The organism is Halomonas sp. PA16-9, assembly GCF_009728585.1.
Lineage (GTDB): Bacteria > Pseudomonadota > Gammaproteobacteria > Pseudomonadales > Halomonadaceae > Vreelandella > Vreelandella titanicae.
The window spans coordinates 1,394,660-1,415,643 of sequence record NZ_CP040451.1 but is presented as its reverse complement, the minus strand read 5'-3'; the positions used below and the strand labels follow the sequence as shown (position 1 = coordinate 1,415,643).

Annotated in this window: 34 protein-coding genes; 25 read left to right on the top strand and 9 right to left on the bottom strand. The window is 54.8% G+C overall.

Annotated features, from left to right (window positions below):
• Nucleotides 1-22: 22 nt before the first annotated feature.
• On the top strand, nucleotides 23-160 hold the full coding sequence (locus tag FDY98_RS06525) for a GpE family phage tail protein (RefSeq protein WP_081742620.1): 138 nt from the start codon (nucleotides 23-25) through the stop codon (nucleotides 158-160).
• Nucleotides 150-2,879, top strand: a complete 2,730-nt coding sequence (locus FDY98_RS06520) for a phage tail tape measure protein (RefSeq protein WP_051430551.1) — start codon at nucleotides 150-152, stop codon at nucleotides 2,877-2,879. The genes FDY98_RS06525 and FDY98_RS06520 overlap by 11 nt, the downstream gene beginning before the upstream one ends.
• Here FDY98_RS06520 and FDY98_RS06515 read toward each other — a convergent pair.
• Nucleotides 2,876-3,361 carry a hypothetical protein gene (locus FDY98_RS06515; RefSeq protein ID WP_155705723.1) on the bottom strand — a complete coding sequence of 162 codons (486 nt, stop codon included), beginning with the start codon at nucleotides 3,359-3,361 and terminating at the stop codon, nucleotides 2,876-2,878. The two genes, FDY98_RS06520 and FDY98_RS06515, sit on opposite strands and share 4 nt — an antisense overlap.
• Here FDY98_RS06515 and FDY98_RS06510 point away from each other — a divergent pair.
• Nucleotides 3,360-3,803: a phage tail protein gene (locus FDY98_RS06510; RefSeq protein ID WP_027959746.1), complete on the top strand. Its 444-nt coding sequence runs from the start codon at nucleotides 3,360-3,362 to the stop codon at nucleotides 3,801-3,803. The two genes, FDY98_RS06515 and FDY98_RS06510, sit on opposite strands and share 2 nt — an antisense overlap.
• Nucleotides 3,800-4,744 carry a contractile injection system protein, VgrG/Pvc8 family gene (locus tag FDY98_RS06505; RefSeq protein WP_196518177.1) on the top strand — a complete coding sequence of 315 codons (945 nt, stop codon included), beginning with the start codon at nucleotides 3,800-3,802 and terminating at the stop codon, nucleotides 4,742-4,744. Before FDY98_RS06510 ends, FDY98_RS06505 begins: the two co-directional genes overlap by 4 nt.
• Before the next feature lie 64 nt (nucleotides 4,745-4,808).
• On the opposite strand, the gene FDY98_RS06500 is transcribed toward FDY98_RS06505, so the two are convergent.
• Together FDY98_RS06500 and FDY98_RS06495 are read right to left on the bottom strand one after the other, a co-directional pair.
• Nucleotides 4,809-5,480, bottom strand: a complete 672-nt coding sequence (locus tag FDY98_RS06500) for a hypothetical protein (protein WP_155705722.1) — start codon at nucleotides 5,478-5,480, stop codon at nucleotides 4,809-4,811.
• Nucleotides 5,459-5,803 carry a hypothetical protein gene (locus tag FDY98_RS06495; RefSeq protein ID WP_155705721.1) on the bottom strand — a complete coding sequence of 115 codons (345 nt, stop codon included), beginning with the start codon at nucleotides 5,801-5,803 and terminating at the stop codon, nucleotides 5,459-5,461. Before FDY98_RS06495 ends, FDY98_RS06500 begins: the two co-directional genes overlap by 22 nt.
• An 861-nt stretch (nucleotides 5,804-6,664) precedes the next feature.
• On the opposite strand from FDY98_RS06495, the gene FDY98_RS06490 reads away from it, so the two are divergent.
• Nucleotides 6,665-6,847 (top strand): type II toxin-antitoxin system HicA family toxin, encoded by a 183-nt coding sequence (locus FDY98_RS06490; RefSeq protein ID WP_081742621.1) that lies wholly within the window; start codon nucleotides 6,665-6,667, stop codon nucleotides 6,845-6,847.
• A gap of 37 nt (nucleotides 6,848-6,884) precedes the next feature.
• Nucleotides 6,885-7,304: a type II toxin-antitoxin system HicB family antitoxin gene (locus FDY98_RS06485; RefSeq protein ID WP_027959750.1), complete on the top strand. Its 420-nt coding sequence runs from the start codon at nucleotides 6,885-6,887 to the stop codon at nucleotides 7,302-7,304.
• A gap of 108 nt (nucleotides 7,305-7,412) precedes the next feature.
• Here FDY98_RS06485 and FDY98_RS29360 read toward each other — a convergent pair whose 3' ends face one another.
• A complete protein-coding gene (locus tag FDY98_RS29360; RefSeq protein WP_442907946.1) occupies nucleotides 7,413-7,790 on the bottom strand; it encodes a S24 family peptidase in 378 nt (125 codons plus the stop codon).
• Nucleotides 7,791-7,936: 146 nt separating this feature from the next.
• Here FDY98_RS29360 and FDY98_RS06480 point away from each other — a divergent pair, with 146 nt between their 5' ends.
• Complete coding sequence (locus FDY98_RS06480; protein WP_340146793.1) at nucleotides 7,937-9,196, top strand: Y-family DNA polymerase; 1,260 nt, start codon at nucleotides 7,937-7,939, stop codon at nucleotides 9,194-9,196.
• Nucleotides 9,112-9,303, top strand: a complete 192-nt coding sequence (locus tag FDY98_RS27255) for a DUF4113 domain-containing protein (protein ID WP_340146862.1) — start codon at nucleotides 9,112-9,114, stop codon at nucleotides 9,301-9,303. Before FDY98_RS06480 ends, FDY98_RS27255 begins: the two co-directional genes overlap by 85 nt.
• Here the strand turns inward: FDY98_RS27255 and FDY98_RS06475 are convergent.
• The 4 genes from FDY98_RS06475 to FDY98_RS06460 are packed head-to-tail and all read right to left on the bottom strand — an operon-like array spanning nucleotide 9,293 to nucleotide 11,551.
• A complete protein-coding gene (locus FDY98_RS06475) occupies nucleotides 9,293-10,150 on the bottom strand; it encodes a hypothetical protein (protein ID WP_035538558.1) in 858 nt (285 codons plus the stop codon). The two genes, FDY98_RS27255 and FDY98_RS06475, sit on opposite strands and share 11 nt — an antisense overlap.
• A 1-nt stretch (nucleotide 10,151) precedes the next feature.
• Complete coding sequence (locus FDY98_RS06470; RefSeq protein ID WP_155705720.1) at nucleotides 10,152-10,352, bottom strand: hypothetical protein; 201 nt, start codon at nucleotides 10,350-10,352, stop codon at nucleotides 10,152-10,154.
• Nucleotides 10,349-10,990, bottom strand: coding sequence for a hypothetical protein (locus FDY98_RS06465; RefSeq protein WP_155705719.1), 642 nt, complete (start codon nucleotides 10,988-10,990; stop codon nucleotides 10,349-10,351). The genes FDY98_RS06470 and FDY98_RS06465 overlap by 4 nt, the downstream gene beginning before the upstream one ends.
• A 33-nt stretch (nucleotides 10,991-11,023) precedes the next feature.
• Nucleotides 11,024-11,551: a S24 family peptidase gene (locus FDY98_RS06460; RefSeq protein WP_155705718.1), complete on the bottom strand. Its 528-nt coding sequence runs from the start codon at nucleotides 11,549-11,551 to the stop codon at nucleotides 11,024-11,026.
• A 229-nt stretch (nucleotides 11,552-11,780) separates the two neighbouring features.
• Between FDY98_RS06460 and FDY98_RS06455 the strand changes: the two genes are divergently transcribed.
• The 16 genes from FDY98_RS06455 (at nucleotide 11,781) to FDY98_RS06395 (ending at nucleotide 18,704) form a co-directional block, all read left to right on the top strand.
• Nucleotides 11,781-12,107: a hypothetical protein gene (locus FDY98_RS06455; protein ID WP_027959754.1), complete on the top strand. Its 327-nt coding sequence runs from the start codon at nucleotides 11,781-11,783 to the stop codon at nucleotides 12,105-12,107.
• Between the two features lie 57 nt (nucleotides 12,108-12,164).
• A complete protein-coding gene (locus FDY98_RS06450) occupies nucleotides 12,165-12,371 on the top strand; it encodes a hypothetical protein (protein WP_027959755.1) in 207 nt (68 codons plus the stop codon).
• Between the two features lie 10 nt (nucleotides 12,372-12,381).
• A complete protein-coding gene (locus tag FDY98_RS06445) occupies nucleotides 12,382-12,927 on the top strand; it encodes a BRO-N domain-containing protein (protein WP_051430552.1) in 546 nt (181 codons plus the stop codon).
• A 35-nt stretch (nucleotides 12,928-12,962) separates the two neighbouring features.
• On the top strand, nucleotides 12,963-13,169 hold the full coding sequence (locus FDY98_RS06440; protein WP_027959756.1) for a ribbon-helix-helix protein, CopG family: 207 nt from the start codon (nucleotides 12,963-12,965) through the stop codon (nucleotides 13,167-13,169).
• A gap of 36 nt (nucleotides 13,170-13,205) precedes the next feature.
• Nucleotides 13,206-13,391, top strand: a complete 186-nt coding sequence (locus FDY98_RS06435; protein WP_027959757.1) for a hypothetical protein — start codon at nucleotides 13,206-13,208, stop codon at nucleotides 13,389-13,391.
• A complete protein-coding gene (locus tag FDY98_RS06430) occupies nucleotides 13,391-13,687 on the top strand; it encodes an ogr/Delta-like zinc finger family protein (RefSeq protein ID WP_051430553.1) in 297 nt (98 codons plus the stop codon). The genes FDY98_RS06435 and FDY98_RS06430 overlap by 1 nt, the downstream gene beginning before the upstream one ends.
• A gap of 149 nt (nucleotides 13,688-13,836) precedes the next feature.
• Complete coding sequence (locus FDY98_RS26050; protein WP_196518175.1) at nucleotides 13,837-14,580, top strand: toprim domain-containing protein; 744 nt, start codon at nucleotides 13,837-13,839, stop codon at nucleotides 14,578-14,580.
• Nucleotides 14,526-16,286 (top strand): toprim domain-containing protein, encoded by a 1,761-nt coding sequence (locus FDY98_RS06425; protein WP_196518173.1) that lies wholly within the window; start codon nucleotides 14,526-14,528, stop codon nucleotides 16,284-16,286. The genes FDY98_RS26050 and FDY98_RS06425 overlap by 55 nt, the downstream gene beginning before the upstream one ends.
• Nucleotides 16,280-16,501: a hypothetical protein gene (locus FDY98_RS26045; RefSeq protein ID WP_196518172.1), complete on the top strand. Its 222-nt coding sequence runs from the start codon at nucleotides 16,280-16,282 to the stop codon at nucleotides 16,499-16,501. Before FDY98_RS06425 ends, FDY98_RS26045 begins: the two co-directional genes overlap by 7 nt.
• Before the next feature lie 11 nt (nucleotides 16,502-16,512).
• A complete protein-coding gene (locus FDY98_RS06420) occupies nucleotides 16,513-16,908 on the top strand; it encodes a DUF7673 family protein (protein WP_027959759.1) in 396 nt (131 codons plus the stop codon).
• Between the two features lie 2 nt (nucleotides 16,909-16,910).
• Nucleotides 16,911-17,126: a TraR/DksA family transcriptional regulator gene (locus FDY98_RS06415; RefSeq protein WP_027959760.1), complete on the top strand. Its 216-nt coding sequence runs from the start codon at nucleotides 16,911-16,913 to the stop codon at nucleotides 17,124-17,126.
• Nucleotides 17,116-17,409, top strand: coding sequence for a hypothetical protein (locus tag FDY98_RS06410; protein ID WP_027959761.1), 294 nt, complete (start codon nucleotides 17,116-17,118; stop codon nucleotides 17,407-17,409). Before FDY98_RS06415 ends, FDY98_RS06410 begins: the two co-directional genes overlap by 11 nt.
• A complete protein-coding gene (locus FDY98_RS06405; protein ID WP_027959762.1) occupies nucleotides 17,406-17,663 on the top strand; it encodes a pyocin activator PrtN family protein in 258 nt (85 codons plus the stop codon). The genes FDY98_RS06410 and FDY98_RS06405 overlap by 4 nt, the downstream gene beginning before the upstream one ends.
• Entirely contained in the window at nucleotides 17,656-17,781 is a 126-nt protein-coding gene (locus tag FDY98_RS27250) for a hypothetical protein (RefSeq protein WP_269318617.1), read from the top strand. Before FDY98_RS06405 ends, FDY98_RS27250 begins: the two co-directional genes overlap by 8 nt.
• Entirely contained in the window at nucleotides 17,774-18,487 is a 714-nt protein-coding gene (locus FDY98_RS06400; protein ID WP_051430554.1) for an antA/AntB antirepressor family protein, read from the top strand. Before FDY98_RS27250 ends, FDY98_RS06400 begins: the two co-directional genes overlap by 8 nt.
• 1 nt (nucleotide 18,488) lies before the next feature.
• On the top strand, nucleotides 18,489-18,704 hold the full coding sequence (locus FDY98_RS06395) for a hypothetical protein (protein ID WP_027959763.1): 216 nt from the start codon (nucleotides 18,489-18,491) through the stop codon (nucleotides 18,702-18,704).
• 51 nt (nucleotides 18,705-18,755) lie between these two features.
• Here the strand turns inward: FDY98_RS06395 and FDY98_RS06390 are convergent, their stop codons facing one another.
• Nucleotides 18,756-19,691 carry a tyrosine-type recombinase/integrase gene (locus tag FDY98_RS06390; protein WP_051430555.1) on the bottom strand — a complete coding sequence of 312 codons (936 nt, stop codon included), beginning with the start codon at nucleotides 19,689-19,691 and terminating at the stop codon, nucleotides 18,756-18,758.
• Between the two features lie 219 nt (nucleotides 19,692-19,910).
• On the opposite strand from FDY98_RS06390, the gene dusA reads away from it, so the two are divergent.
• The gene (gene dusA, locus FDY98_RS06385; protein WP_027959764.1) at nucleotides 19,911-20,984 is read left to right on the top strand and encodes a tRNA dihydrouridine(20/20a) synthase DusA; all 1,074 of its coding nucleotides are present in this window, start codon (nucleotides 19,911-19,913) and stop codon (nucleotides 20,982-20,984) included.

Below are 20,984 nucleotides of genomic sequence, written 5' to 3'. Positions count from 1 at the left end.
ACCTGGCCAAGTAGAAGATGCGATGGCGGATCTCGCCATCGTCTTCCACTGGTCGCCGGAAGACTGCGCCGACTTCAGCCTGCGGGAGCTAATGGAGTGGCGCGAACGGGCGCGAAAGCGCAGCACACCCACGGAAAACAGGAGCAAGCGTGGCGCGTAATCTAAAGCTTGAGGTAATACTCAACGCCGTCGACCGGGCCACCCGACCGCTACGGGCGATTGATCGCGCCTCCCAGGTCGCGTCTCAAGCCATACGCGAAAACCGCGAGCGCTTAAAGCAACTGCAGGCCACCCAGAAAGACGTCAGCTCCTTTCGTACCCTGTCCCGGCAATCCACCGACACCACCAGCGCCCTGCGCGAACAGCAGGAACGCATCCGCCGCCTCTCTCAACAGATGCAATCCAACCAGGGCGACACCGCTGCCCTGGCCGTCGAGCGTCAAAAGGCCATTGCCCAGGCCCGCCAGCTGACCCAGCGCTACGACGAAGAACGCCAGCAGCTACAGCGGCTGCGCACCTCGCTGAAAAATAACGGCGTCAGCACCGAACACCTCTCCCGCGATCAACGACGACTAGCCAGCGAGATACAGCAGGCCAACACCGCTGTGGATGAGCAGCGGCACCGATTAAAACGGCTAGCAGAACAGCAGCGCAATGCCGCCCAGGCAAGGGGCCGATACGACGGCGCCATGAGCATGCGCAGCAACATGGCCGGTACCGGCGCGGGCATGGCAGCCAGTGGTGGTGCCGCACTGTACGCCGGGGCACGGCTGCTGGCCCCTGGCGTTGCCTATGGGGAATCCATGTCTCGGGTGCAGGCGCTGACCCGCCTGGAGGCCGACGATGAACGCTTCCAGGCTCTCCGCCACCAGGCACGGGAACTGGGAGCCACCACCGCATTCAGTGCTGGTCAATCCGCCGATGCCCAGGGCTACCTCGCCATGGCAGGCTTCGATCCGGAGGCCATTCAGGCCGCCATGCCGGATATGCTCAACCTAGCACTGGCCAACCGCACCGACCTGGCCCGCACGGCGGATATCTCTTCCAACATTCTCTCCGGCTTCGGGCTAGACCCCGCCGAGATGGGTCGCGTGGGCGATGTGCTCACCGCCACCACCACCCGGGCCAACGTCGATCTGGAAATGCTCGGCGAATCTATGAAGTACGTCGCCCCCCAGGCGCGGGCCATGAACATGTCGCTGGAACAGTCCGCCGCTATGGCTGGGCTGCTAGGCAACGTGGGTATTCAAGGCAGCCAGGCAGGCACCACCCTGCGCGCCATGGTCACCCGCCTGGCCGCCCCCACCGGGGCAGCCGCCGGAGCGCTGGAAACCCTGGGCGTGAACGCCAAAGATGCCCAAGGCAACCTGCGCGATATCCCCCGCATCCTTACCGATGTGGCCAGAGCCACTGAGGCTATGGGCAACGCCGACCGCGCCGCCTACCTGAAGGACATCTTCGGCGAAGAGCCGGGCGCAGGCATGGCGGAGTTGATCGCCCAGCAAGGCAGCGCGGGCATTGAGCAGTTTGTAGAGATTCTTACCAACGCCGCCGGTGAGAACGCCCGCGTGGCGAAAACCATGGCGGATAACATCGGCGGCGACCTCAAATCGCTCAGCAGCGCCTGGGATGAAGTGGGCATCTCCCTCACCGAGACCAACAACGGCCCACTGCGCGATCTTATCCAGAACGTGACTGCCATTACCCGCAGCGGAGGCCGCTGGATCAATGAGAACCCACGTCTCGCCGGTACCATCGCCAAAGTGGTCGCCATTCTGGCCGTGCTGGTCACCGCGGGCGGCGCGCTAACGATGATGCTCGCCTCCATCCTCGGCCCCATTGCCATGGTGCGCTACGGCATGGCGTTAGTAGGCCCGCAGATCCTTATGGCAGGCAAAGCATTCCTGTGGCTGGGCGGCGTGTTACGTACTGTGTCGATGTTCCTGCTCGCCAACCCGATTGGTATCGCCATCGCCGCGATCGCCGCCGCTGCTTACCTGATCTATCGCTACTGGGAACCGATCAAAGCCTTTTTCCAGGGGCTGTGGCAGCAGGTCGAAGACGTGTTCAATAACGGTACTAGCGGCGTGGCGCAGCTGCTCATGAACTTGTCGCCGCTGGGCCTGCTTTACCAGGGCATCACTAACGCTTTAAGCGCCCTGGGCGTTCAGATCCCCGAGCAGTTCAGCTCCCTTGGCAGCGCCATTGTGGACGGCATGATCGGCGGACTAACCGGTAAGCTTGGCGAATTGCGCGATAGCATAACGGGCATGGCGGGGAGCGTGCGTAACTGGTTCGCTAACGTGCTGGGGATCAACAGCCCCTCACGGGTGTTTGCCCAGCTAGGCGGCTTCACGGTGGATGGGTTAATCAGCGGCCTTAGTAGCAAGCTAGGCGAACTGCGCGACCGTGTAGTGAATATGGCGGGCAGCGTGCGTAGTTGGTTCGCCAACGTACTGGATATCAACAGCCCCTCCCGCGTGTTTACCCAACTGGGCGGCGATACGGTAGACGGCCTGAATAGAGGGCTGGAAGCCCAGCGAGACGAACCCGCCAAGCGTATTCAAGAGATCGCCCGCCGCGTCACCCGCGCCGGTGCCGGGCTGGCTCTGGGCGCCGCTACCCTACCAGTAGCGGCGATGCCCAGCATTGAGCAACCAACGCCCATTCAGTTTGATACCCGGCCACCGCTGAGCGCGCCCAATGCCCAGGCAGGCGGTTTCACCATGGGCGATATTAATATTAACGTCACCCCAGCCCCCGGCATGAACGAACAGCAGCTCGCCCAGTACGTGGCGCAGGAAGTGCAACGCGCCCTGGCCAACGCCCAGCGCGATGCCCTGGCGCGGCAGCGTTCGTCCCTGCGAGACCTCGATTAAACCTGAATAGGCTCACTCTCGACCGACTTAAATACCATCACCGCTAAATTGAATGTAATGCCATACAAAGAGATAAACATCAGAGCAATAGGCCCATAAATCGCCGTCTGACGAGCAAAATTATCAGGATCAAACGTTATATCCGTAGGCATTAGGGCAACTAGTTGTGAAGAAACCGCCATTAACAGGCAAAACAACGCGGCCAAAGCTAATGATTGGCTCTTTGAATGACGAATCTTGATATAGCCAATCATCACCATAGCAATAGCCACATATGTAGAAGCGTCAAAGCTTTTAACCATTTCCATAAACACTTCATTAGTTGGGGAAAAATGCTGAGCAAGAAAGCTGACACACGTTCCAAATATTCCCAATCCAATAATGAACTGGCCCATGAACCTTGAGGCTAACTCTGTTTTAGGAAACGATTTTTTACTATTCGCCTCTCGCCACTTGAGAAAACGATTGAGGATGTTTTTCATGCTAATGGCCCTTGGCATGTTCGTGTTTGAAACCCGTAGCGTGCCTTACCAAGAGTTAAAACGCATTAGCGAGTGGCGACACCCCAGCCAATCTCGCGTGGGACAGCGGCCCGCCTACCAGTTCGCAGGCCCAGGGACGGATACCATCACCCTTAGCGGCACCCTGCTCCCCACCTTCACCGGCGGGCGCTTTAGCCTGGATGAGATCCGCGAGATGGCGAACCAGGGCAACGCCTGGCCGCTGGTCGAAGGCACCGGCCGCCAGTACGGCTTATGGGTCGTTACCCGCGTGGAAGAAACCAGCACCCACTTTTTCCGTGACGGCGCTGCTGAGAAAATCGAGTTCAACCTCACGCTTGAGCATGTGGATGATGAACGCACAGACCTGATTGGCCGCTTAGTTGTACCCGCTGTGGCGCGCCTGGCCGGGGGCTACGTATGAATACCCGCTACTCACGCCCCAGATATCCAAAAGTAAGCTATCGCATCACGCTGGATGGCACCGACATCACCCCGCGCATCAACGGCCGGCTGATCAGTTTGACCCTACGCGAGCAGCGCGGCCCGGAAGCCGACCAATTGGATATCACCCTGGCCGATCATGATGGCCAGCTCGCCATTCCCCCACGCGGCGCCGAGCTGCAAGTGGCCTTTGGCTGGCTGGATGAAGGGTTGATCGACAAGGGCCGCTTTACGGTAGATGAAGTGCAGCACAGCGGCACGCCCGACCAGCTCACCATCCGCGCCCGCTCGGCGGATATGCGCGGCCAACTACCCGGTAAGCGCACCCAAAGCTGGCACGACCTGACGCTGGGCGAGATCGTCACCACTATCTCCAGCCGCAATAAATTAGAGCCAGTGGTGGCCACCAAGCTCAACGGCATTCGCATTGGTCATATCGACCAAACCGACGAGTCGGATCTAAACTTTCTCACCCGCCTGGGCGAACGATACGACGCCATTGCCGCCATTAAAGCTGGACGTCTGCTGTTTACCGTTGCAGGCGAAGGGCTCACCGCCAGCGGCCAAGCCATGCCCACCATTACCCTCACCCGCCGCGACGGTGACCAGCACCGCTACAGCGTGACAGATCGCGACGCCTATAGCGGCGTAAAAGCCTACTGGAACGACACGCGGGGCGCAGAGCGCAAAACCGTGCTGGCCGGTACCGAAGAAAATGCCAAACAGCTGCGGCCCACCTACGCCACGGAAGACGACGCCCTGGCCGCCGCACGCGCCGAGTGGCAACGCATCCAACGAGGCATGGCAGAATTTGAGCTAACGCTGGCTCTGGGAGGGCGGATATTCTGCCGGAATCGCCGCTCACGCTTAGCGGTTACAAGCCGCAAATTGACGCCACGGCCTGGCTGGTGGCGGAGGTGACTCATTCGCTGAATGATGGTGGTTTCGGGACGCAGGTAAGGTGTGAGGTGAAAAACTGAATCTATTAAGCGTCTATAATCAAATTTGTTGCTCCAAACTTGTTAATTATCTCAGAGTCGCTTAGCGATATTTCCCGTTCTGCCTTTGATATTGATATTGGCTCACTGAATTTCCCCAAGTACCACATCCGGTATAAATTGATTCGCTCTTTTCGATCTGAGGTTAGATAAATAAAATATTTTCTGTCTGAATTTTCAAAAACAACTTGCTCCGAACAAAAAGCCCTAGCCTGATCACAGATTACTTCTATCTCTAACAGCTCTTTATGAATTCTAGAAACCACTCTTGGCCCAGTATCATGCTTGAAGTATTCCAAATCATTTAATAGATCGATTTTTCGCCTCAGGTCTGACATTAACTTAAATCTATAATCATGACTAAAAAGGCTCACACCGTAGGCATGCCCAACAGTATGAGTAAAGACATCCACATCTCTTTCGATTTCACCTGTTTCTTTGTTCTTACCTTCAACGACTTTTCTAACATCTACTGTTACCGCTATTCTTTCTGTTTTAGCCATGCCTTGTAATGTAGATAGAACGCGGGAGGGTAATGACCTCATCAAACTGGAAATAAATTCATTGACTTCACCTAACCGATCACTCTCCTTACTTAGAGAATTTAAAATTTTTTGTTTGTCATAAAAGCAATGGTTTATATAACTAACCCTTTCCAAATACCTTTTTTGTTATCATAATGACTTACTGATTTCTTCAGCTCACCTTCTGGATCGAAGTCATTAACGCAAGTACTCCCTAGCAAAGATTTCGCGTTGCCTTTTAGCTCAACTACATATCCATTTCTGTGATTTTGGCCACAAAGTTTTTTCAGTTTCTTTTCGCAACAGCACTGAAGAGGAGGCTCAGAATCAGTTAAGTGATAATCACCTATTAAAGAAACAAAATTATTTGCGTTAACCGCGATAGGTTCATCAGCACCTACAAGGTTCAAGACTTCACTAGCTCGTTGGTAAGAGTTAATTTCTGAAATTTTGCTCATTCCACCCCCTGGCCAAGGTGCACAGTCCAGATACAGTCAAATGAACTTAGCACATGCATAGAATGCAAAACAAATTTGAGTGTGAAGGTACGAAACCCTTCAGCCATCCATGGCCGGGGCATATCTCGTTGCCGCATCCTTCTGTCGAGGCGGATTCCGTCCCGCATGCTTCCAAGCGACAAACCTATCTTCTCAAGTTTTCGTCCGTGTTAAACGGCACCGGCTACCCACGCGGTGGGATTTAAACAAACGGTACCCCCCTTCCTCCTACGCCACAGAAGTCAACGCCCTGGGCGCCGCTCGCAGTGAATGGCAACGCATTCAGCGCGGCCAGGCAGAATTTGAGCTAACGCTGGCACTGGGCAGGGCTGACATCTCCCCCGAAACCCCGGTCACAGCCCAAGGCTACAAGCCAGAGATCAACGCCACGCCCTGGATCATTGACGAAGTCACCCACAATTTCACGGAGCGGGGTTACACCTGCAGTATTAGGATGGAGACGCAGTGAATATTAACGCAGATGTGTCGGTGGGAATTATCGGGATGGGCCCTTAACAAGCAACACCAGACAACCCCGGCCATCCGTTGGCCGAGGGCTTTTGGCATCCGTCTCCTTACAGAAAAGCTGATTCCTTCCAGCTCGCGCATCCAAGCGTCATTGGCAGCATGGCAGATAAATTGATCCGTTTATGTAAGCCATCGTCGACAAGATTTGTAAGAGATCTCTTACAACGCCATAAGCTGGAACAACATCTAAGCCCCCCACCCGTTCACCAAACGGGGTTATCAGGGTTATAGAAATTGACCATTTTTCGTTTCAGGGTTATAGTAACCCCATAGTTAACAGCACAGGGGCAGGAGGTGGATAGCAGAGCACTGATAAAAGAACTGAAGAAAGACGGTTGGGAGCTGGTCAGGGTCAACGGCAGCCACCACCACTTCAGGCACCCTACCAAGCCCGGCACGGTCACCGTGCCACATCCCAAAAAGGATTTGAAAACGGGATTGGTAAGAGCAATCAGAAAAAGCGCCGGCCTCTTATGAGGCTGGTCACTGCTGCCCCCTTACAGGAGATCAACGTATGTTGTTTCCCATTGCAATTGAACGTGGCGACGAACAACACGCCTATGGCGTGGCGGTACCTGATTTGCCCGGCTGCTACTCAGCAGGCGATACGTTTGAAGAGGCGATGATTAACGCCAAGGAAGCGATCGAAGGATGGCTGGAAGTAGCCGTGGAGTATGGCGACCCCATTCCCGAAGCAACGTCCATTGAGCACCACATGGACAATCCTGATTACGCTGGCTGGATCTGGGCGGTGGTGGATATTGACCTGACCCCCTACCTGGGAAAAAGCCACAAAATCAACGTTACTCTGCCTGATCTACTGGTTAAGCAGATTGATGACTTTGTCGCCAGCCATCCCGGCGATAAAACCCGCTCGGGCTTTCTTTCCCGCGTCGCCATGGCCGAACTGGCCAGGGCACGCAAAGGCGCATAACTAAGGAAAAACAAAACCCCCGGCCACTCCAAATAGCCGGGGGTTTTTATTGCCGCATGATTCTGGCGAGGCGATTCCCGCCCCGCGTGCTACAAGGCGACTTAACCATTATGCCAAACATGCAGAATAAATGATGTAAGCATTTTGCCATCTGTTTGTAAGAAATAACCTACACCGCCCAACACCTGGCTTGCACCACCACCCCCCGATACTGCTTAGTGGTAATAAACACCCCTGACCACCAGCGGTGGGCAACAACCGGCAACGGCTACCCACGCGGTGGGATTTAAACAATCGGAATTCCCCTTCCACCTCAGCCACCACCAGATCCCCGTGGCCAAACGAACGCGCCTCATCCACCACCAGCACATCGCCCTCCGTCCATAGCCCGCCGGGGCGTGCGTCCTCGCTTATTTCCACCAGAAAACAGCTAGGTGGAAATTTTCGCTTATCTAATTCTGCTATCGCTGGGTGCTCCACGCCCATTACCACTGGCCCTAATTAATTTACTCGCATGCTGTGGCCCTGTGCTTGCTCCACATTAAGCGACGTACATTAGCGTTTGCCTGTCGCTTTTCCTACCGCAAATACTGTGTAAACAAACAGTATTTAACAAGAGTTATGGTGACAACATGATTGGCTTGGTGGACTGCAACAATTTCTACGTCAGCTGCGAGCGGGTGTTCAACCACAAGCTGAACGGCCGCCCGGTGGGCATTATGTCCAACAACGACGGCTGCATTATCGCCCGATCGGAAGAGCTGAAAGCGCTGGGTATCGAGATGGGCACCCCCGCCCACCAGGTGCGTCACCTAGTCGAACGCGGCGAGATCGTGTTGCACTCCTCCAACTATGAACTTTACGGCGATATGTCCCACCGGGTGCAAGGCATCCTGGAGCGTGAAACCGCTGGGGTAGAGCCCTACTCCATTGATGAAATGTTCGTGCGTATGGATGGCTTCGAGCCTGAAGCGCTGTTAGAGCGCGCCAAATCACTGCATCGGATGATTCGCCGCGGCACCGGCATCCCCGTCTGTGTAGGCGTCGCCGCAACACACACCCTTGCCAAGCTGGCCAACCGCATTGCCAAGAAACACCCCGGCTACCCCGGCGTTTGCATCCTTCACGCGGAAAGCGACGAAGCCAAACACCTGCTAAAGCAGATCGAGGTCAGCGATGTGTGGGGCGTTGGCCGCCGGTTAAACGAGCGCCTGCAGATCCTGGGCATCAACACCGCCTGGGATCTCCGCGAAGCAGACGCCAAACGCCTGCGGCGTAAGTTCTCGGTCAACATGGAGCGCACGGTGCTGGAGCTGCGCGGCATTAGCTGCCTGGAAATGAACGACTTTAACGAACCCCGCCAGCGCATCATGACCAGCCGATCGTTTGGCCGCCCCACCTCACAGCTCTGCGACCTACAAGGCGCTGTTCGCCAACACGCCCAACGCGGCGCCGAAAAGCTACGTGAGCAAAAGAGCCTCGCCCGCGCCGTGCTGGTGTTTCTCAAAACCGACCGTTTCAGGCCCGACCTGCCCCAATACTCCCCCAGCCTGGCGGTAGAAATGGAACGCCCAAGCCAGGACACCCGCGACATACTCCACGCCGCCCAGGAAGCACTACGCAAGATCTACCGCCCTAAGTATGGCTATAAGAAAGCGGGTGTGATGCTGATCGACCTGACCGACGAGAACCGCCAACAGCTCAGCCTAATGGACACACCGCAAACGGAAGAAGAACGCCAGCGCAGCCAAAAGCTAATGGCCACCATGGACGCGCTAAACGAGAAGATGGAAAAGGAACGGTACGCCTGGGGCTGCCAGAAAAGAACGCCCCCTGGCACCTACGCTGCGCGAACCGAAGCCCGCGCTATACGACGAATTGGGATGAGTTGATGGTGGCGTATACGGATGAGGGAGCGGCAAACAAGAATAAAAGAACCCCACTCCCAAATTGTAAATGGGCCAATAAAACATCTAAAAAGCAACATACTAACCCGTAGCTTGGTATGCTTCTTGAATGTAAACAGCAAGCTCCTCTTCATCATTATGTGTAACCAAAGAAATATCTTCCTTTTTTAACATGTATGAAACGTTATCTATTTGATTTTCAATACTATTTAAAATTTTATCACTAAGATTATTATCTGGCAAAAGTATATGCATATAATTATTTTTCTTGTTTATAAAACCCTTTGATAAAGATATATCTTTTTGAGCTTCATAAATATTCAGCCTAGCAGTATGTTCACCTGACACCCTGGCACTTGCAACGGTAGCTGTTGAATTTTTTGTTCTCACTGGTAAGTATATTCTACTACTACCTTCTGGAGTAACATATGGATTCGAAGGCATAAAGTTCTTAAGACTACCCATTCTTGACCTTAAAATTCTTCTAACCTCATTTACAGCCCTTGTTCTGCTTACACTGGTAGCTCTTAACAGCTTTTCCTCTGGCCTTCCCATTGGCACCATTTCATCAAAAAGTTGATTTACTAAAACATGCACATCCTCCCCTCTTACAACACCTCTTTTATCAATGAAGAAATGAGGGTTTTGATTAATAACTACTAAGTTATCCTCTCGCCTTTCGTCAAGATAATGCTCAATAACTTCTACTGCTAATTGTGCATGAAACACAGCTTCACTACTTTTACCATAAACACATTCAAATCTATTAAAAAAATCGAGAACTTTAAAATCAACATCTCCACCGCTATGACTTACAGCCACGCCCAAATTAAAGCGCTCACCATTTCGAGGCTCAGGGCTCCACTGGATGACATACCAGTCACCATTAACACTATCTTTAGAAGAATTTGAACTAATTAACGACTCTAAATTAATCATTTTAGCTCGCCTTTAAAAGCGTTGGATTTTCTTGTATTCGTGCAGCTCCATCATTTGCCCTTTCCTGAATGAAGTTTTTAAGCGCATTAAAAACCTTATCAGAATCATCACCAAACATAAGGCGCAAACAGTCCTGCCAAACTTCTTCAATACCATTAGCAATATCAGAATATACTTTAGAATGTGTGGAAGCAGCAATCACAAGCTTCGTTTCTTATCACTACATGCACGTGAATTATATCTATAACCTTCTGCCAAAACACTATCAACTTGTCTACTTGGATCTAGGTCGCCTATACTCCAATTAGACTTAACTAATGCATCACTATGGTCAATTAGATAATAAGAACTTGACCCAGCTATTACCACATTGCCAATATTCCTATCTCCGTTAGCAATCCAGTCATCAAATGCCAAGACATCTTCAATTCTTGACCATTCAAAAAGATGGTCAAAGATAGGAGCAAAGCTATCTACTCCTACATCTTTATAAATCATTTTAAGTGTTTTACCAGGCACTTCGCTTACTGCTATAGCCCATTCACAACACTGATTAGCTTTTACAAAATCTTCAGGAAGTTGCAGCATACCTAATTTGTTAGGAAGTGGTAAATTACAAGCTTTACCTATCAAAAACCCAGTTATCTCATTAATAATACAAGTACCTAGGTTAGAGCCGAATATTTTTAGGTAAGCTTGGCTTTCAGTTCCGTCTGACCATCTAAGGTAGCAAGGTTGTGTCAAAGCCCTAATACCTTCATCCACCGGCTTATCAATGCGAATAAGATTTTCGGCTGTTAGCCTATCAATACCTTTATGAAAAGAAACAACATTCCCCATACCTATACCCTTTTATTTATTTGAAATAAAATATCAAACCACCCGCCCAATCCGAATCTCACACCGCCCCAGAATCTCCACATCATGCATATCCTGCGGCTTGATCATTTCCGGCTGGTAGTGCTCGTTGTCGCTGATCAAGTACAGCGCGCCGCCCGCCAGGCGCTGCACTCGTTTAATCCGCCGTTCCCCACTCACCAACAGCAAAAACACACCTTCCTGTTTAGGGTCACGATTACTGCGATCCACTAGCACCCAATCCCCATCGGCCAAGGTGTCATCCATCGAATCGCCGCGAACTTTGATGCCCACCACCTGGGCAGGATCTAGCCCCTGCTCGGCCAGTTCATCCCTGGAAAAATACAGCGTGGTTTTTACCGGCTCGCCTTCAAAGCTACGGCCAGCGCCCGCTGCCGCTTCGATGTCGTACATCTTCACCGGCGAGAGATTCTGCGATGGTTCACTTAACGGAACCCCAAGAGGTTGGGCCGTTGCTGTTCCTGAACGGTGGCCTTTGAGCACATAAAAAATATCAACGCCTTCATCAGAAACCGCCGACAAATAGGAAGAATCAGGGTTACTAGCGCCTTTTCGTATTTGATCTGGGTCGTTTTCCGACACCACCAATCAGGGCCAGAGCCGTCTGGCTCAGTCCAAGTCGCTCACGTTCTTCTTTTAAGCGCTCACCAATGACCATATTTATGAACCATCCTTATTGACAGGTTCATTTTTCTGAACCATTCTATTCATGTCTTTCACATCACTACAGATAGCTAAGGGAACCAATGCCATGGTCACCATTTTCGCCACCATTGTTATGCCTACCACTCAGACCACGCTGTTCCGCGGGGTCGAGGTCGAGCTTGACCGCTGCTCTGAACACACTCGCCGCAATATCGAAACCGCACTGAACCGCGGCACTAACACGCCTAATCCGCTGGCGGATATAGAAGCGCTAGAAGAGCGCACCACCGCCCAAGCCGTGGGCCAACTCGCTGCCACGATGCTGGCCCAAAACGCCCCTATCGAGCAGGTGGAAGACGCGCTTTGCGAGCTGCGCACCTACATGGATGAACACTTCCTGCAGCGCAAGCTGGTGCGCCTTTACGAGCGCTAAGCCCCCTTGATCAAGGTCTCGTTCAAAGTCTTTCACTCTATTAAGGAAGCCTAACCCATGGCCACCACTAACACCATTACCCCAAAGCCAATTTATGCCCCCAAGGGGTGTAACTGCCCCGTCATGATTCACCTCACGAAAAGCGAGCGGGAGGAACTGAAGCGCATTCAGGAGCTGGAAATGCGCACGATGTCGGCCACCGGCCGGATGCTCATGCTGCGCGGCATCGCCGAGTACGACCAAGACACGCTGAATGCCGAATAAGGAGCGACCCATGAACATCTCTACCGATATGCAGCCGCTCGCCACGCCGTTTCTGTTCCAGCAGGCTGAGGTACGCACCGCCACCGATGAAAAAGGCGAAGCGTGGTTTTGCGCCAAGGATGTGTTCGACGCCTTGGAAATTACCTGGAGTAACAAGCGAGGGAGCCTTAGAGGAGTGCCTGAAGAGTGGATTTGCCCCTTATATCTCAAGGGGCAAAGGGGCTCAGGCGAGGTGTTATTTCTCTCTGAAGCCGCTGTGTATAGGGTGCTATTCCGTTCTAACAAGCCCCAGGCAGTGGAATTTGCCAACTGGGTATGCGGTGAAGTTCTGCCCACGCTGCGCAAGCAAGGCTTCTTTGGCCAAGTGCCTGTTAAAGAGCGACTAGGCTTTTCCCGGCAAATTATCACCGTAACCCGCGAGTTGATGCGCTGTCGCAATGCCTTCCACCAACACATATTGCTGGATGAGCTGCGCGACCTATATCGCATGGTGGGTAAGCCACTGTCCGACTTTAGCGCTGTCAGTCTAAAACCTAGCCAAATGCCGCTTCTGTAACCCATTTCGTCTACCTGCTGCATAAGGACTCCAACATGTACCAGGATCCAAAGCGAGTTCGCTCCCATAAAGCCACCGTTTACCTAGATGACTATGAGCTTGCCATCATCCAGGCCCATGCCGATTACAACGGCGTGCCCAAGGCCGAAATCATGCGCCAGATGCTGATGAAGGAAGCCAGTGACGTGCTAGGCATCGATCTCGCTGGCCTTACCGAGAGCATCGCCCAACGGGCTATGTGAGGCCAGGAACATATCCACCGCGCATCCGAGGTAACCATGCCGGAACAACCGATGGATCTCGACCAGCAAACCATCGCCGTGCTTGACGCCGTTCGCAAACAGCAAGGCTTAGAGACACGCGCACAAGCGGCTGAGTGGCTGTTGCGTCGCCGCATTCGTCGAGGTTCCCAAGGGCTCACCGGCCGTGGCCGCGCCCTTTACCCCGTAGGGAGAAACCATTGATGTCGACCGCTTCCAAGCACCGTATGCCCTGCCCCCATTGCAGCCACAACATGCGTACCCGCAATAGTGAGGCACTAACACTGGTGTACCGCGAAGGAGTGATGGAGTGCCGCAACGTCGAGTGCAACTTTCGAGGCAAGGTGGGTTTTCAGTTGCTGAACACCTTAACCCCCAGCGATATGCCGAATCCAAATGTGGATCTGCCCTTCGCCCCTCGCTTACTCCAACTAATGAAAATTGACCTTAATCGATTGGCCGCAAACGACGAACACTACGAGGAATCAGCTGATGAATAAGGCAGCCCATCTCCCACTTCCACCACGACCCCAGCTCCGCTACTGGTCTAGGTTTTGTGCCCCGCCTAAAGGGAGCAATAACGGCCCAGCAGGCGTCGTGAGCTAAAACCCGACCCAGCTCCTTCACATTGTTAAATAAGGAGGCGAGCGTGAATTCATCGCTGCGCCAGGACATTGTTGCGCGCTTAATCAGCGATTTTGAGGCGATCGAGCGCGGCCCCTACCTGCAACGGGTGCGCTGCCCGGAGTGCGGTAAGCGCGAGGCGTACATCAACGCCGATGCGCCGTGGATGCTGAAGTGCGGGCGGGAAAACAACTGTGGCGCACAGATCCACGTGAAAGCGCTGTTCCCGGATCTGTTCCGTTCCTGGAGCGAGCGCTACAGCACCAAGGCAGGTGAAAAGCCCACTTCAACAACGCCGGTGGCGGATGGCTACCTGCGCGACGGCCGCGGCTTTGAGCCTGCCCGCATTCAGGGCTGGTACACCCAGGAGAGCTACTGGAAGCCGGAGATCGGCGGTACTGCCACCGTGCGTTTCGCCCTGCCCGGCGGCGCTTACTGGGAGCGCTTGCTAGATAACCCGGAGCGCTTCGGCAAGCAGAAGGCCAATTTCGTTGGCCGCTATAAAGGCCAGTGGTGGTGCCCGCCTGCGCTCACCGCGGCGGATCTGGTCGCCGCTGGCGAGGTGTGGATTGTAGAGGGCATCTTTGATGCCATCGCCCTCTACCATCACGGCATCGCCGCTGTTTCTGCCATGAGCTGCGGCAACTACCCGGATGAAGCCTTAAAACCCTTTCGGATGCCGCCCACCAAGTCGGTACCAGCCGCCCCACCCTGGTGTGGGCGCTGGATAACAACCGTGCTGGCCACAACGCCATTCACAAGCATGTAAGGCGCTCCCGTGCTGCAGGCTGGGATTGCGACGCCGCGCAGATCCCCAGCGCCGACCACGATTGGAACGATGCCCACCAGCGCAACGAGCTCACCGAGAAACACCTGGAAACCTACCGCTACCACGGCGACCTGCTGTTGGCCCCCACGGCCATGGCCAAGGCGCTGTTGATCTACAAGCGTCGCGAGCAGCGGGAGTTCTGGTTCGAGTTTAAACGCCAGCTGTGGTGGTGGAAGCTGGATATGGACGCCTTCGACCGCGCCCTGCGCGCCGATGGGCTGGACGGTGAAGACCAGCGGCAGATCGACCCCGCCCTGCGCGACGCTGCCCTGGAGCAATCCGGCAGCGTAAAGCGGATCTGCTCCTGTTACCCCACAGCGCTCTACTACCAGGCCAACGCGGTGACTGATGAAAGTTGGTACTACTACCGCGTGGAGTTTCCCGACGGCCGCCCGCCGATCAAGAACACCTTTAGCGGTGGCCAATTGGCATCCGCCTCGGAGTACAAAAAGCGCCTGCTGGGCGTTGCGCCAGGTGCGGTATGGACAGGTACTAGCCAGCAGTTGGATAGCCTGCTGCAGGATCAGATCGGCAACATCAAAACCGTCGAGACCATCGACTTCATTGGCTACAGCAAGGAGCACGGCGCCTATGTGTTCGGCGATATTGCCGTGGCCGGTGGCAAGGTAGTGCCGATCAACAGCGAGGACTTCTTTGAGCTAGGCCCCCGCCGCCAGTTGAAAACCCTCAGCCAATCCGTCGCGCTGCACATCAACCCCGATCGCAAGGCGTTCAACACCGAATGGACACAGCAGCTGCTGGGCGCCTTCGGTACCCGCGGCGTCATCGCCCTGGGCTACTGGCTGGGCAGCCTGCTGGCCGAGCAGATCCGTGCGGAGATGGGCAGCTTCCCGTTTCTGGAGATTGTAGGCGAAGCCGGCGCGGGTAAATCCACGCTGATCGAGTTTCTGTGGAAGCTGTGCGGCCGGCGCGACTATGAAGGATTCGACCCCAGCAAGGCCACCATGCCGGCACGCTCGCGCAACTTCGCCCAGGTGAGCAACCTGCCGGTGGTATTGATCGAATCCGACCGCGAGCAGGAAGGCGGCGCCAAACAGAAGCAGTTCGATTGGGATGAACTCAAAACCGCCTTCAACGGCCGCTCGATCCGCGCCCGTGGCGTAAAGAACAGCGGCAACGACACCTACGAGCCGCCCTTCCGCGGCAGCATCGTGATCAGCCAGAACGCCCCGGTGCAGGCAGGCGAGGCTATCCAAACCCGTATCTGCCACCTGCACTTTACCCGGGAAGGCCAGAACAAACAGACCAAGGCACTCGCCGAGGCGCTGGAACGCACCGAGATCGAACACGTTAGTCAATTCGCCCTGGCAGTGGCCCAACGTGAGGCCGCGCTGCTGGCGTTGATCACCCAACGCGCCCGCCACTACGCCGACCAGTTAGCCGATGACCCGGATATCAAGGTGCTGCGGATCGCCAAGTGCCACGGCCAACTGATGGCCCTGGTGGAGTGCCTGGGGCCGGAAGGCTTGGATCTCTTCGACCAGCAAACCCTGGATATCGCCCTGGGCCACGTGAAGCAAATGGCCCGCGAACGCCAGCAATCCATCAACGCCGACCACCCGCTGGTCGCTGAATTCTGGGAAGCCTTCGACTACATCGAGGGCCTGCGCGACGACCGATGCTGAACCACTACGGCAAGGGCAGCGACCTGATCGCCATCAATCTTAAAGACTTCGAGCGCACCTGCGCCGAATACAAGCTGCGCACCCCGGAGATGCGCGAGCTGAAGCGTTACCTGAAAAGCAGCAAGACCCGCAAATTTATCGATTCCAACCGCACCGTGAACTCCCGTGTACGCCTTAACGGCGGAAGCGTGAAGTGCTGGGTGTTTCAAGCATGAAGGAGCCTGTGATGACGACCAACCACTCAATGCCACTGGTGACCCAGCGCCTACGCGAACGCAACCGTGAAGCTCAGGAGGCAATGATCGCCGCCGAAGTCGAAGCCGACCATAAGCGCGCACAGCTCGACGAAGAAGGCCCGGAAGCGTTGCTACGTCTTATAAAGGTCGCCGATGGGGCGTCTGGCCAGAGCCAACATTGCCGCCGCGTGCTGCTCTCCGTTTACAACGGAGCCGCCTGGCCACTCGACCCCACCCGCCTGCGCTTGATTGATCGCGAACTACAGGAGGCTGCGCTAACGCTAATTGAGTGGAGCATCCGCGCCTCCGATGAGCCCCACACCTATGTATGCAACGGTGGTCGCCTGATGCAGCGCTATGCCGCTATTGAACAAGAGGCACAGTAACCATGGCAGACAACGCCGACATCGCCACCGAACTCATGGAACGCCGCATGGAGGCCGCCTTGAGTAGCCGGCTTTCGCTGTACATTCCCAATCCAAACCCGGAGTGCGAAGACTGTGGCCAGGAGATTCCCCAGGCACGCCGCAACGCCGCCCCATGGGCCACTACGTGCATTGAGTGCCAAGGGATTCGTGAACAACGGAGGCGGCATGTGCGCTAAACAGGCCAAGGGCGGCAAGCTCGCCAGGCAAGCCGCCATGCTCTGCCAGGATCGAGCATTTCAGCTCTACCTAGACCGCCGCCGGCGCGCCAAATTTGGGATCGACGCAAGCACTCTGCCCGACGGCACTCACAACGAACAAGACGCTCGGGACTGGCTCTGCGCCGCCTGCCTGATCCAAAGCCGGGTCGAGTTAGACCATAACCCAACCGCCGCGGCCACTTTCCGCCGCATTCGCCAACGCTTCCTGAAGTGGAAGCAGCGCCCAGAGAGACAGCAATGAACACATACTTTGGACTGCTCGCCGAATTCAACGGCCGCACAGAGCTTCCACTTGAGGAAGTCGCCCCGCGCTTCTTCGGCATTAGCCCCCGCACCGCCGCCTTCCGCGCCGGCGCCCAGGCTTTACCGGTACCCGCCTATCGTGCAGGGGATTCCCAGAAAAGCCCTTGGCTGGTCAGCGCGATCGACCTGGCGCAATACATCGATGCCAGACGTGCCGAGGCGAGGGAGCAGTGGAAGATGGTGAATGAGTGAGACATGCGCCGGCTTCCATGTAGCCGGCGCGCCCGACTCCTACTTCGATATTTACGCGCTCACCACTCTATCGCCCTCGGCCTACTCGCCCACCACTCATGGAGATAATCATGAATAGTCATTTGATCCCTGTTTTTCAATCTGAAAGCAAGCAATTACTCTGCAACGCCCGCGACCTGCATGAATTTTTGGAAGTGGGACGCGACTTTTCGAACTGGATAAGAGGCCGCATCGAGCAGTACGGATTCATTGAGGCTGAAGATTACGTCACTGTACAAATTTTTTGCTCGCCAAATCCGGCGAGCAAAGTGAATTCCGATTTTGATCCCTCCAATTTGGAGAACCAAACACCTACAAACTTTGCTCCCCAAAACGGGGGAGCAAAAAATAGAGACCCACGTGGTGGACACAATCGAGTCGATTACCATCTCACAATAGGTATGGCCAAAGAACTGGCCATGATCGAAAACAACGCCATGGGCCGTCGTGTGCGCCACTACTTTATCCAGCGCGAACGTCAAGCGATTGAGTTATTACAGCAACAGGCCAATAGCGTGCGCCCGCTGGAAGAGGTGCGAGCAGAGATTGGCGATACACCCAAGTTTCGCTACCTGTTGATTTTGCAGGAACAAAGCCGTTCATGTGCTCGCCAGTTAGATCAAGCGCAAGGACCACATGAGCGCTATACCCTGCATTGCCAGCTACGTCAGATTAATAACGTGATTGGAATACCCACTCAACCGCTGGTGAAGCAGGATGAAGTTGGTAAGCTTGCCAGTGCCCATAAAGGTAGCGCTACCTCCACACATAATTTGGAGAACTAACGTGGACAGTATTATTGAGCGAACCCTTACTGCAGCCAGCAAGCGCGCGCTCTCCAGCATCGAAATTGAACGGCTTGCTGCCTTCATACGCGCACTAGAAAGCCGCGCTTTGCCGCGGGAGGATGTTCTGGTGAAACGAATCAAGGAACTAGAAGGCAAACTGGAGGATTGTCATACCCGTGTTAGAAAGTGTGAGCGTAATGGCTGCCCCGATTAATCACGCCGCCCTTTCGGGCGGCCTTCTCTGACATAAAATAACGGTATAAGACTAACGCAGCTGCAGTGTTTCCGGCCTCAGATGCGTGTATCGTTTCAACACATCCCAACTCTCGTGGAGCGTGAACTGCTGCACCTCCACGATTTCATAACCCGCCTCAAACAGCCGCGACGTAGCCTCATGACGGAGATCGTGAAAGCGCAGATCCTCAACGCCTTTTGACTCCGTCGCTGCACGCCAGCGGGTGCCAATGGATCTCGCGTAATAGGGGAAGATGCGTGGCTCATCTTTTTTACGTGGCTGCCGCTGGACGATGGCCATCGCTTCATGCGTGAGCTTAAAGCGCTTATGGTTGCCCCACTTCTGCCGTGGGTGCTTGGCATCACGCACCCAGCAGGTCATCGCCTCTGTATCCAAATCATCCCAAGTGAGCCGGGTAATCTCTTCCTGCCGGCGCGCTGAGGCGATCGCAAAATCCATAATGTCTTCCATGGGAATAAGCGCATTCGGCCGGATCTTTTGAGAGCGAACAAAGTAAGCCCGTAACCGCTCAATTTCGTCGGCTGTTGGCCGCCTATCCCGCGATGCAGGCCGGCTAGTTAGCCCTTTGCTATTCAGAAGCAACTTTGCCGATTCAAATTCATTCAAATTGACAGGCATACGCCAGGCAGCCACGGCTGTTTTTAAGATAATGCCTAACCAGGTCATATCGAGCGATGCCGTAGACGCTTTCACGCCACTACGCCGACGCATCTGCACATGATCAATTAGCTGCTCACTGCTGAGCTCAGTAATTTTGACGCGAGCGATCGGAAAGCGCCGGAGCTGCTCAATGGTGGCTCTCTTACTACGACCTGCTCCATCGGCAAATTCATGCAGGTAGCGCTCAATCGCATCGTGTAAAGTAACGCCCTTCCATTTCGCAGTAAGCACCCCACCCGGTGTGGCCAACTCCAGCTCCCTACGTTTGGCCCATTCGGCAGCCATCGCCTTTTTAGGAATGTTTTAGACTCTGAGTAGTCAGGTTGACCAGTACGCGCAATGCGAATACGCGCTAGATATGAGAAACTGCCGTCCCTTTTTGGACGCTTCACGATCGTCGCCATCACTGCCTCGAAAAGTGACAAATGAAAGTGCCACGAAGTGCCAAATTTGTGACACCAATTAGCTAAAAACGTGGCTCAACCACTGTAAATATGAACAGCTATGAATGATAACACAACCGCGCAAAACCGCATGAAACCAGGCATTGTCCGCCCGGAGCTGGATAGAACTTTCTCCGTCGCGCCCATGATGGATTGGACAACCCGCGATTACAGAGCGCTAGCACGCACCTTAACCAAGCGTGCGCTGCTGTATACCGAGATGGTCACTACCGGTGCGATTTTGCACGGGACGCCCCGTGAGCGCTTTTTGGGCTATAACGAGGTGGAGCATCCGCTTGCACTGCAGTTAGGCGGCAGCGACGCCGGTGAGCTGGCTGAGTGCGCAGCGATTGCCGAAGCCTGGGGCTATGACGAGGTGAACCTGAACGTCGGCTGCCCGAGTGACCGCGTGCAGAACAACCTGATTGGCGCGTGCTTGATGGGCTACCCCGAAAAGGTGGCAGAGGCAGTGCGGGCAATGCAGGCTGCGGTGTCTATTCCGGTCACGGTGAAGTGCCGTATTGGTATTGATGACCAGGATGAGGACGCTGATCTTGAGCAGTTTATCGCTATCGTTGCTGACGCAGGCTGCGAGGTGTTTACCGTTCACGCCCGTAAGGCGTGGCTGCAGGGTTTGTCGCCTAAACAGAACCGCGATGTGCCGCCGCTTAACTACCCCCGTGTTCATCGTCTAAAGCAGAGCCGCCCTGAATTGCATATTGGCATTAACGGCGGGATTAAAACGCTGGCGGAGTGCCAAGCGCAGCTTACCCATGTGGATAGCGTGATGGTGGGGCGTGAGGCGTATCAAAACCCGTGGCTGCTCGCTGGTGTCGATGAACAGTTGTTTGGTGAGCAAGGCCCGGCAGAGAGCCGTTTGGATGCTGCGAACGCTTTCCGGCCGTATATTCAGCAGCGCTTGGATGAAGGCGCGAAGCTGAATCATATTACCCGCCACCTGCTGGGTTTATTCCAGGGTTGCCCCGGCGGCAGGCGCTTCCGGCGTCATTTGTCAGAACACGCCCATAAAGAAGGCGCAGGATTGCGCCTATTTGATGAAGCGTTAAGTTTAGTGCGTGAGCCAGAGGCTCAAGACACACAGCCCGCCGCCCTTTCTGCCCCCCTTCCCGCTTAA

Bases quoted from the DNA above. Each gene is read 5' to 3' on its own strand.
- FDY98_RS06525 (WP_081742620.1), top strand. From the start codon at position 23: ATGGCGGATCTCGCCATCGTCTTCCACTGGTCGCCGGAAGACTGCGCC.
- FDY98_RS06510 (WP_027959746.1), top strand. From the start codon at position 3,360: ATGCTAATGGCCCTTGGCATGTTCGTGTTTGAAACCCGTAGCGTGCCT.
- FDY98_RS06515 (WP_155705723.1), bottom strand. From the start codon at position 3,361: ATGAAAAACATCCTCAATCGTTTTCTCAAGTGGCGAGAGGCGAATAGT.
- FDY98_RS06505 (WP_196518177.1), top strand. From the start codon at position 3,800: ATGAATACCCGCTACTCACGCCCCAGATATCCAAAAGTAAGCTATCGC.
- FDY98_RS06495 (WP_155705721.1), bottom strand. From the start codon at position 5,803: ATGAGCAAAATTTCAGAAATTAACTCTTACCAACGAGCTAGTGAAGTC.
- FDY98_RS06485 (WP_027959750.1), top strand. From the start codon at position 6,885: ATGTTGTTTCCCATTGCAATTGAACGTGGCGACGAACAACACGCCTAT.
- FDY98_RS29360 (WP_442907946.1), bottom strand. From the start codon at position 7,790: ATGGGCGTGGAGCACCCAGCGATAGCAGAATTAGATAAGCGAAAATTT.
- FDY98_RS06480 (WP_340146793.1), top strand. From the start codon at position 7,937: ATGATTGGCTTGGTGGACTGCAACAATTTCTACGTCAGCTGCGAGCGG.
- FDY98_RS06475 (WP_035538558.1), bottom strand. From the start codon at position 10,150: ATGATTAATTTAGAGTCGTTAATTAGTTCAAATTCTTCTAAAGATAGT.
- FDY98_RS06465 (WP_155705719.1), bottom strand. From the start codon at position 10,990: ATGGGGAATGTTGTTTCTTTTCATAAAGGTATTGATAGGCTAACAGCC.
- FDY98_RS06455 (WP_027959754.1), top strand. From the start codon at position 11,781: ATGGTCACCATTTTCGCCACCATTGTTATGCCTACCACTCAGACCACG.
- FDY98_RS06450 (WP_027959755.1), top strand. From the start codon at position 12,165: ATGGCCACCACTAACACCATTACCCCAAAGCCAATTTATGCCCCCAAG.
- FDY98_RS06445 (WP_051430552.1), top strand. From the start codon at position 12,382: ATGAACATCTCTACCGATATGCAGCCGCTCGCCACGCCGTTTCTGTTC.
- FDY98_RS06440 (WP_027959756.1), top strand. From the start codon at position 12,963: ATGTACCAGGATCCAAAGCGAGTTCGCTCCCATAAAGCCACCGTTTAC.
- FDY98_RS06435 (WP_027959757.1), top strand. From the start codon at position 13,206: ATGCCGGAACAACCGATGGATCTCGACCAGCAAACCATCGCCGTGCTT.
- FDY98_RS06430 (WP_051430553.1), top strand. From the start codon at position 13,391: ATGTCGACCGCTTCCAAGCACCGTATGCCCTGCCCCCATTGCAGCCAC.
- FDY98_RS26045 (WP_196518172.1), top strand. From the start codon at position 16,280: ATGCTGAACCACTACGGCAAGGGCAGCGACCTGATCGCCATCAATCTT.
- FDY98_RS06420 (WP_027959759.1), top strand. From the start codon at position 16,513: ATGACGACCAACCACTCAATGCCACTGGTGACCCAGCGCCTACGCGAA.
- FDY98_RS06415 (WP_027959760.1), top strand. From the start codon at position 16,911: ATGGCAGACAACGCCGACATCGCCACCGAACTCATGGAACGCCGCATG.
- FDY98_RS06410 (WP_027959761.1), top strand. From the start codon at position 17,116: ATGTGCGCTAAACAGGCCAAGGGCGGCAAGCTCGCCAGGCAAGCCGCC.
- FDY98_RS06405 (WP_027959762.1), top strand. From the start codon at position 17,406: ATGAACACATACTTTGGACTGCTCGCCGAATTCAACGGCCGCACAGAG.
- FDY98_RS27250 (WP_269318617.1), top strand. From the start codon at position 17,656: ATGAGTGAGACATGCGCCGGCTTCCATGTAGCCGGCGCGCCCGACTCC.
- FDY98_RS06400 (WP_051430554.1), top strand. From the start codon at position 17,774: ATGAATAGTCATTTGATCCCTGTTTTTCAATCTGAAAGCAAGCAATTA.
- FDY98_RS06390 (WP_051430555.1), bottom strand. From the start codon at position 19,691: ATGGCTGCCGAATGGGCCAAACGTAGGGAGCTGGAGTTGGCCACACCG.
- dusA (WP_027959764.1), top strand. From the start codon at position 19,911: ATGAATGATAACACAACCGCGCAAAACCGCATGAAACCAGGCATTGTC.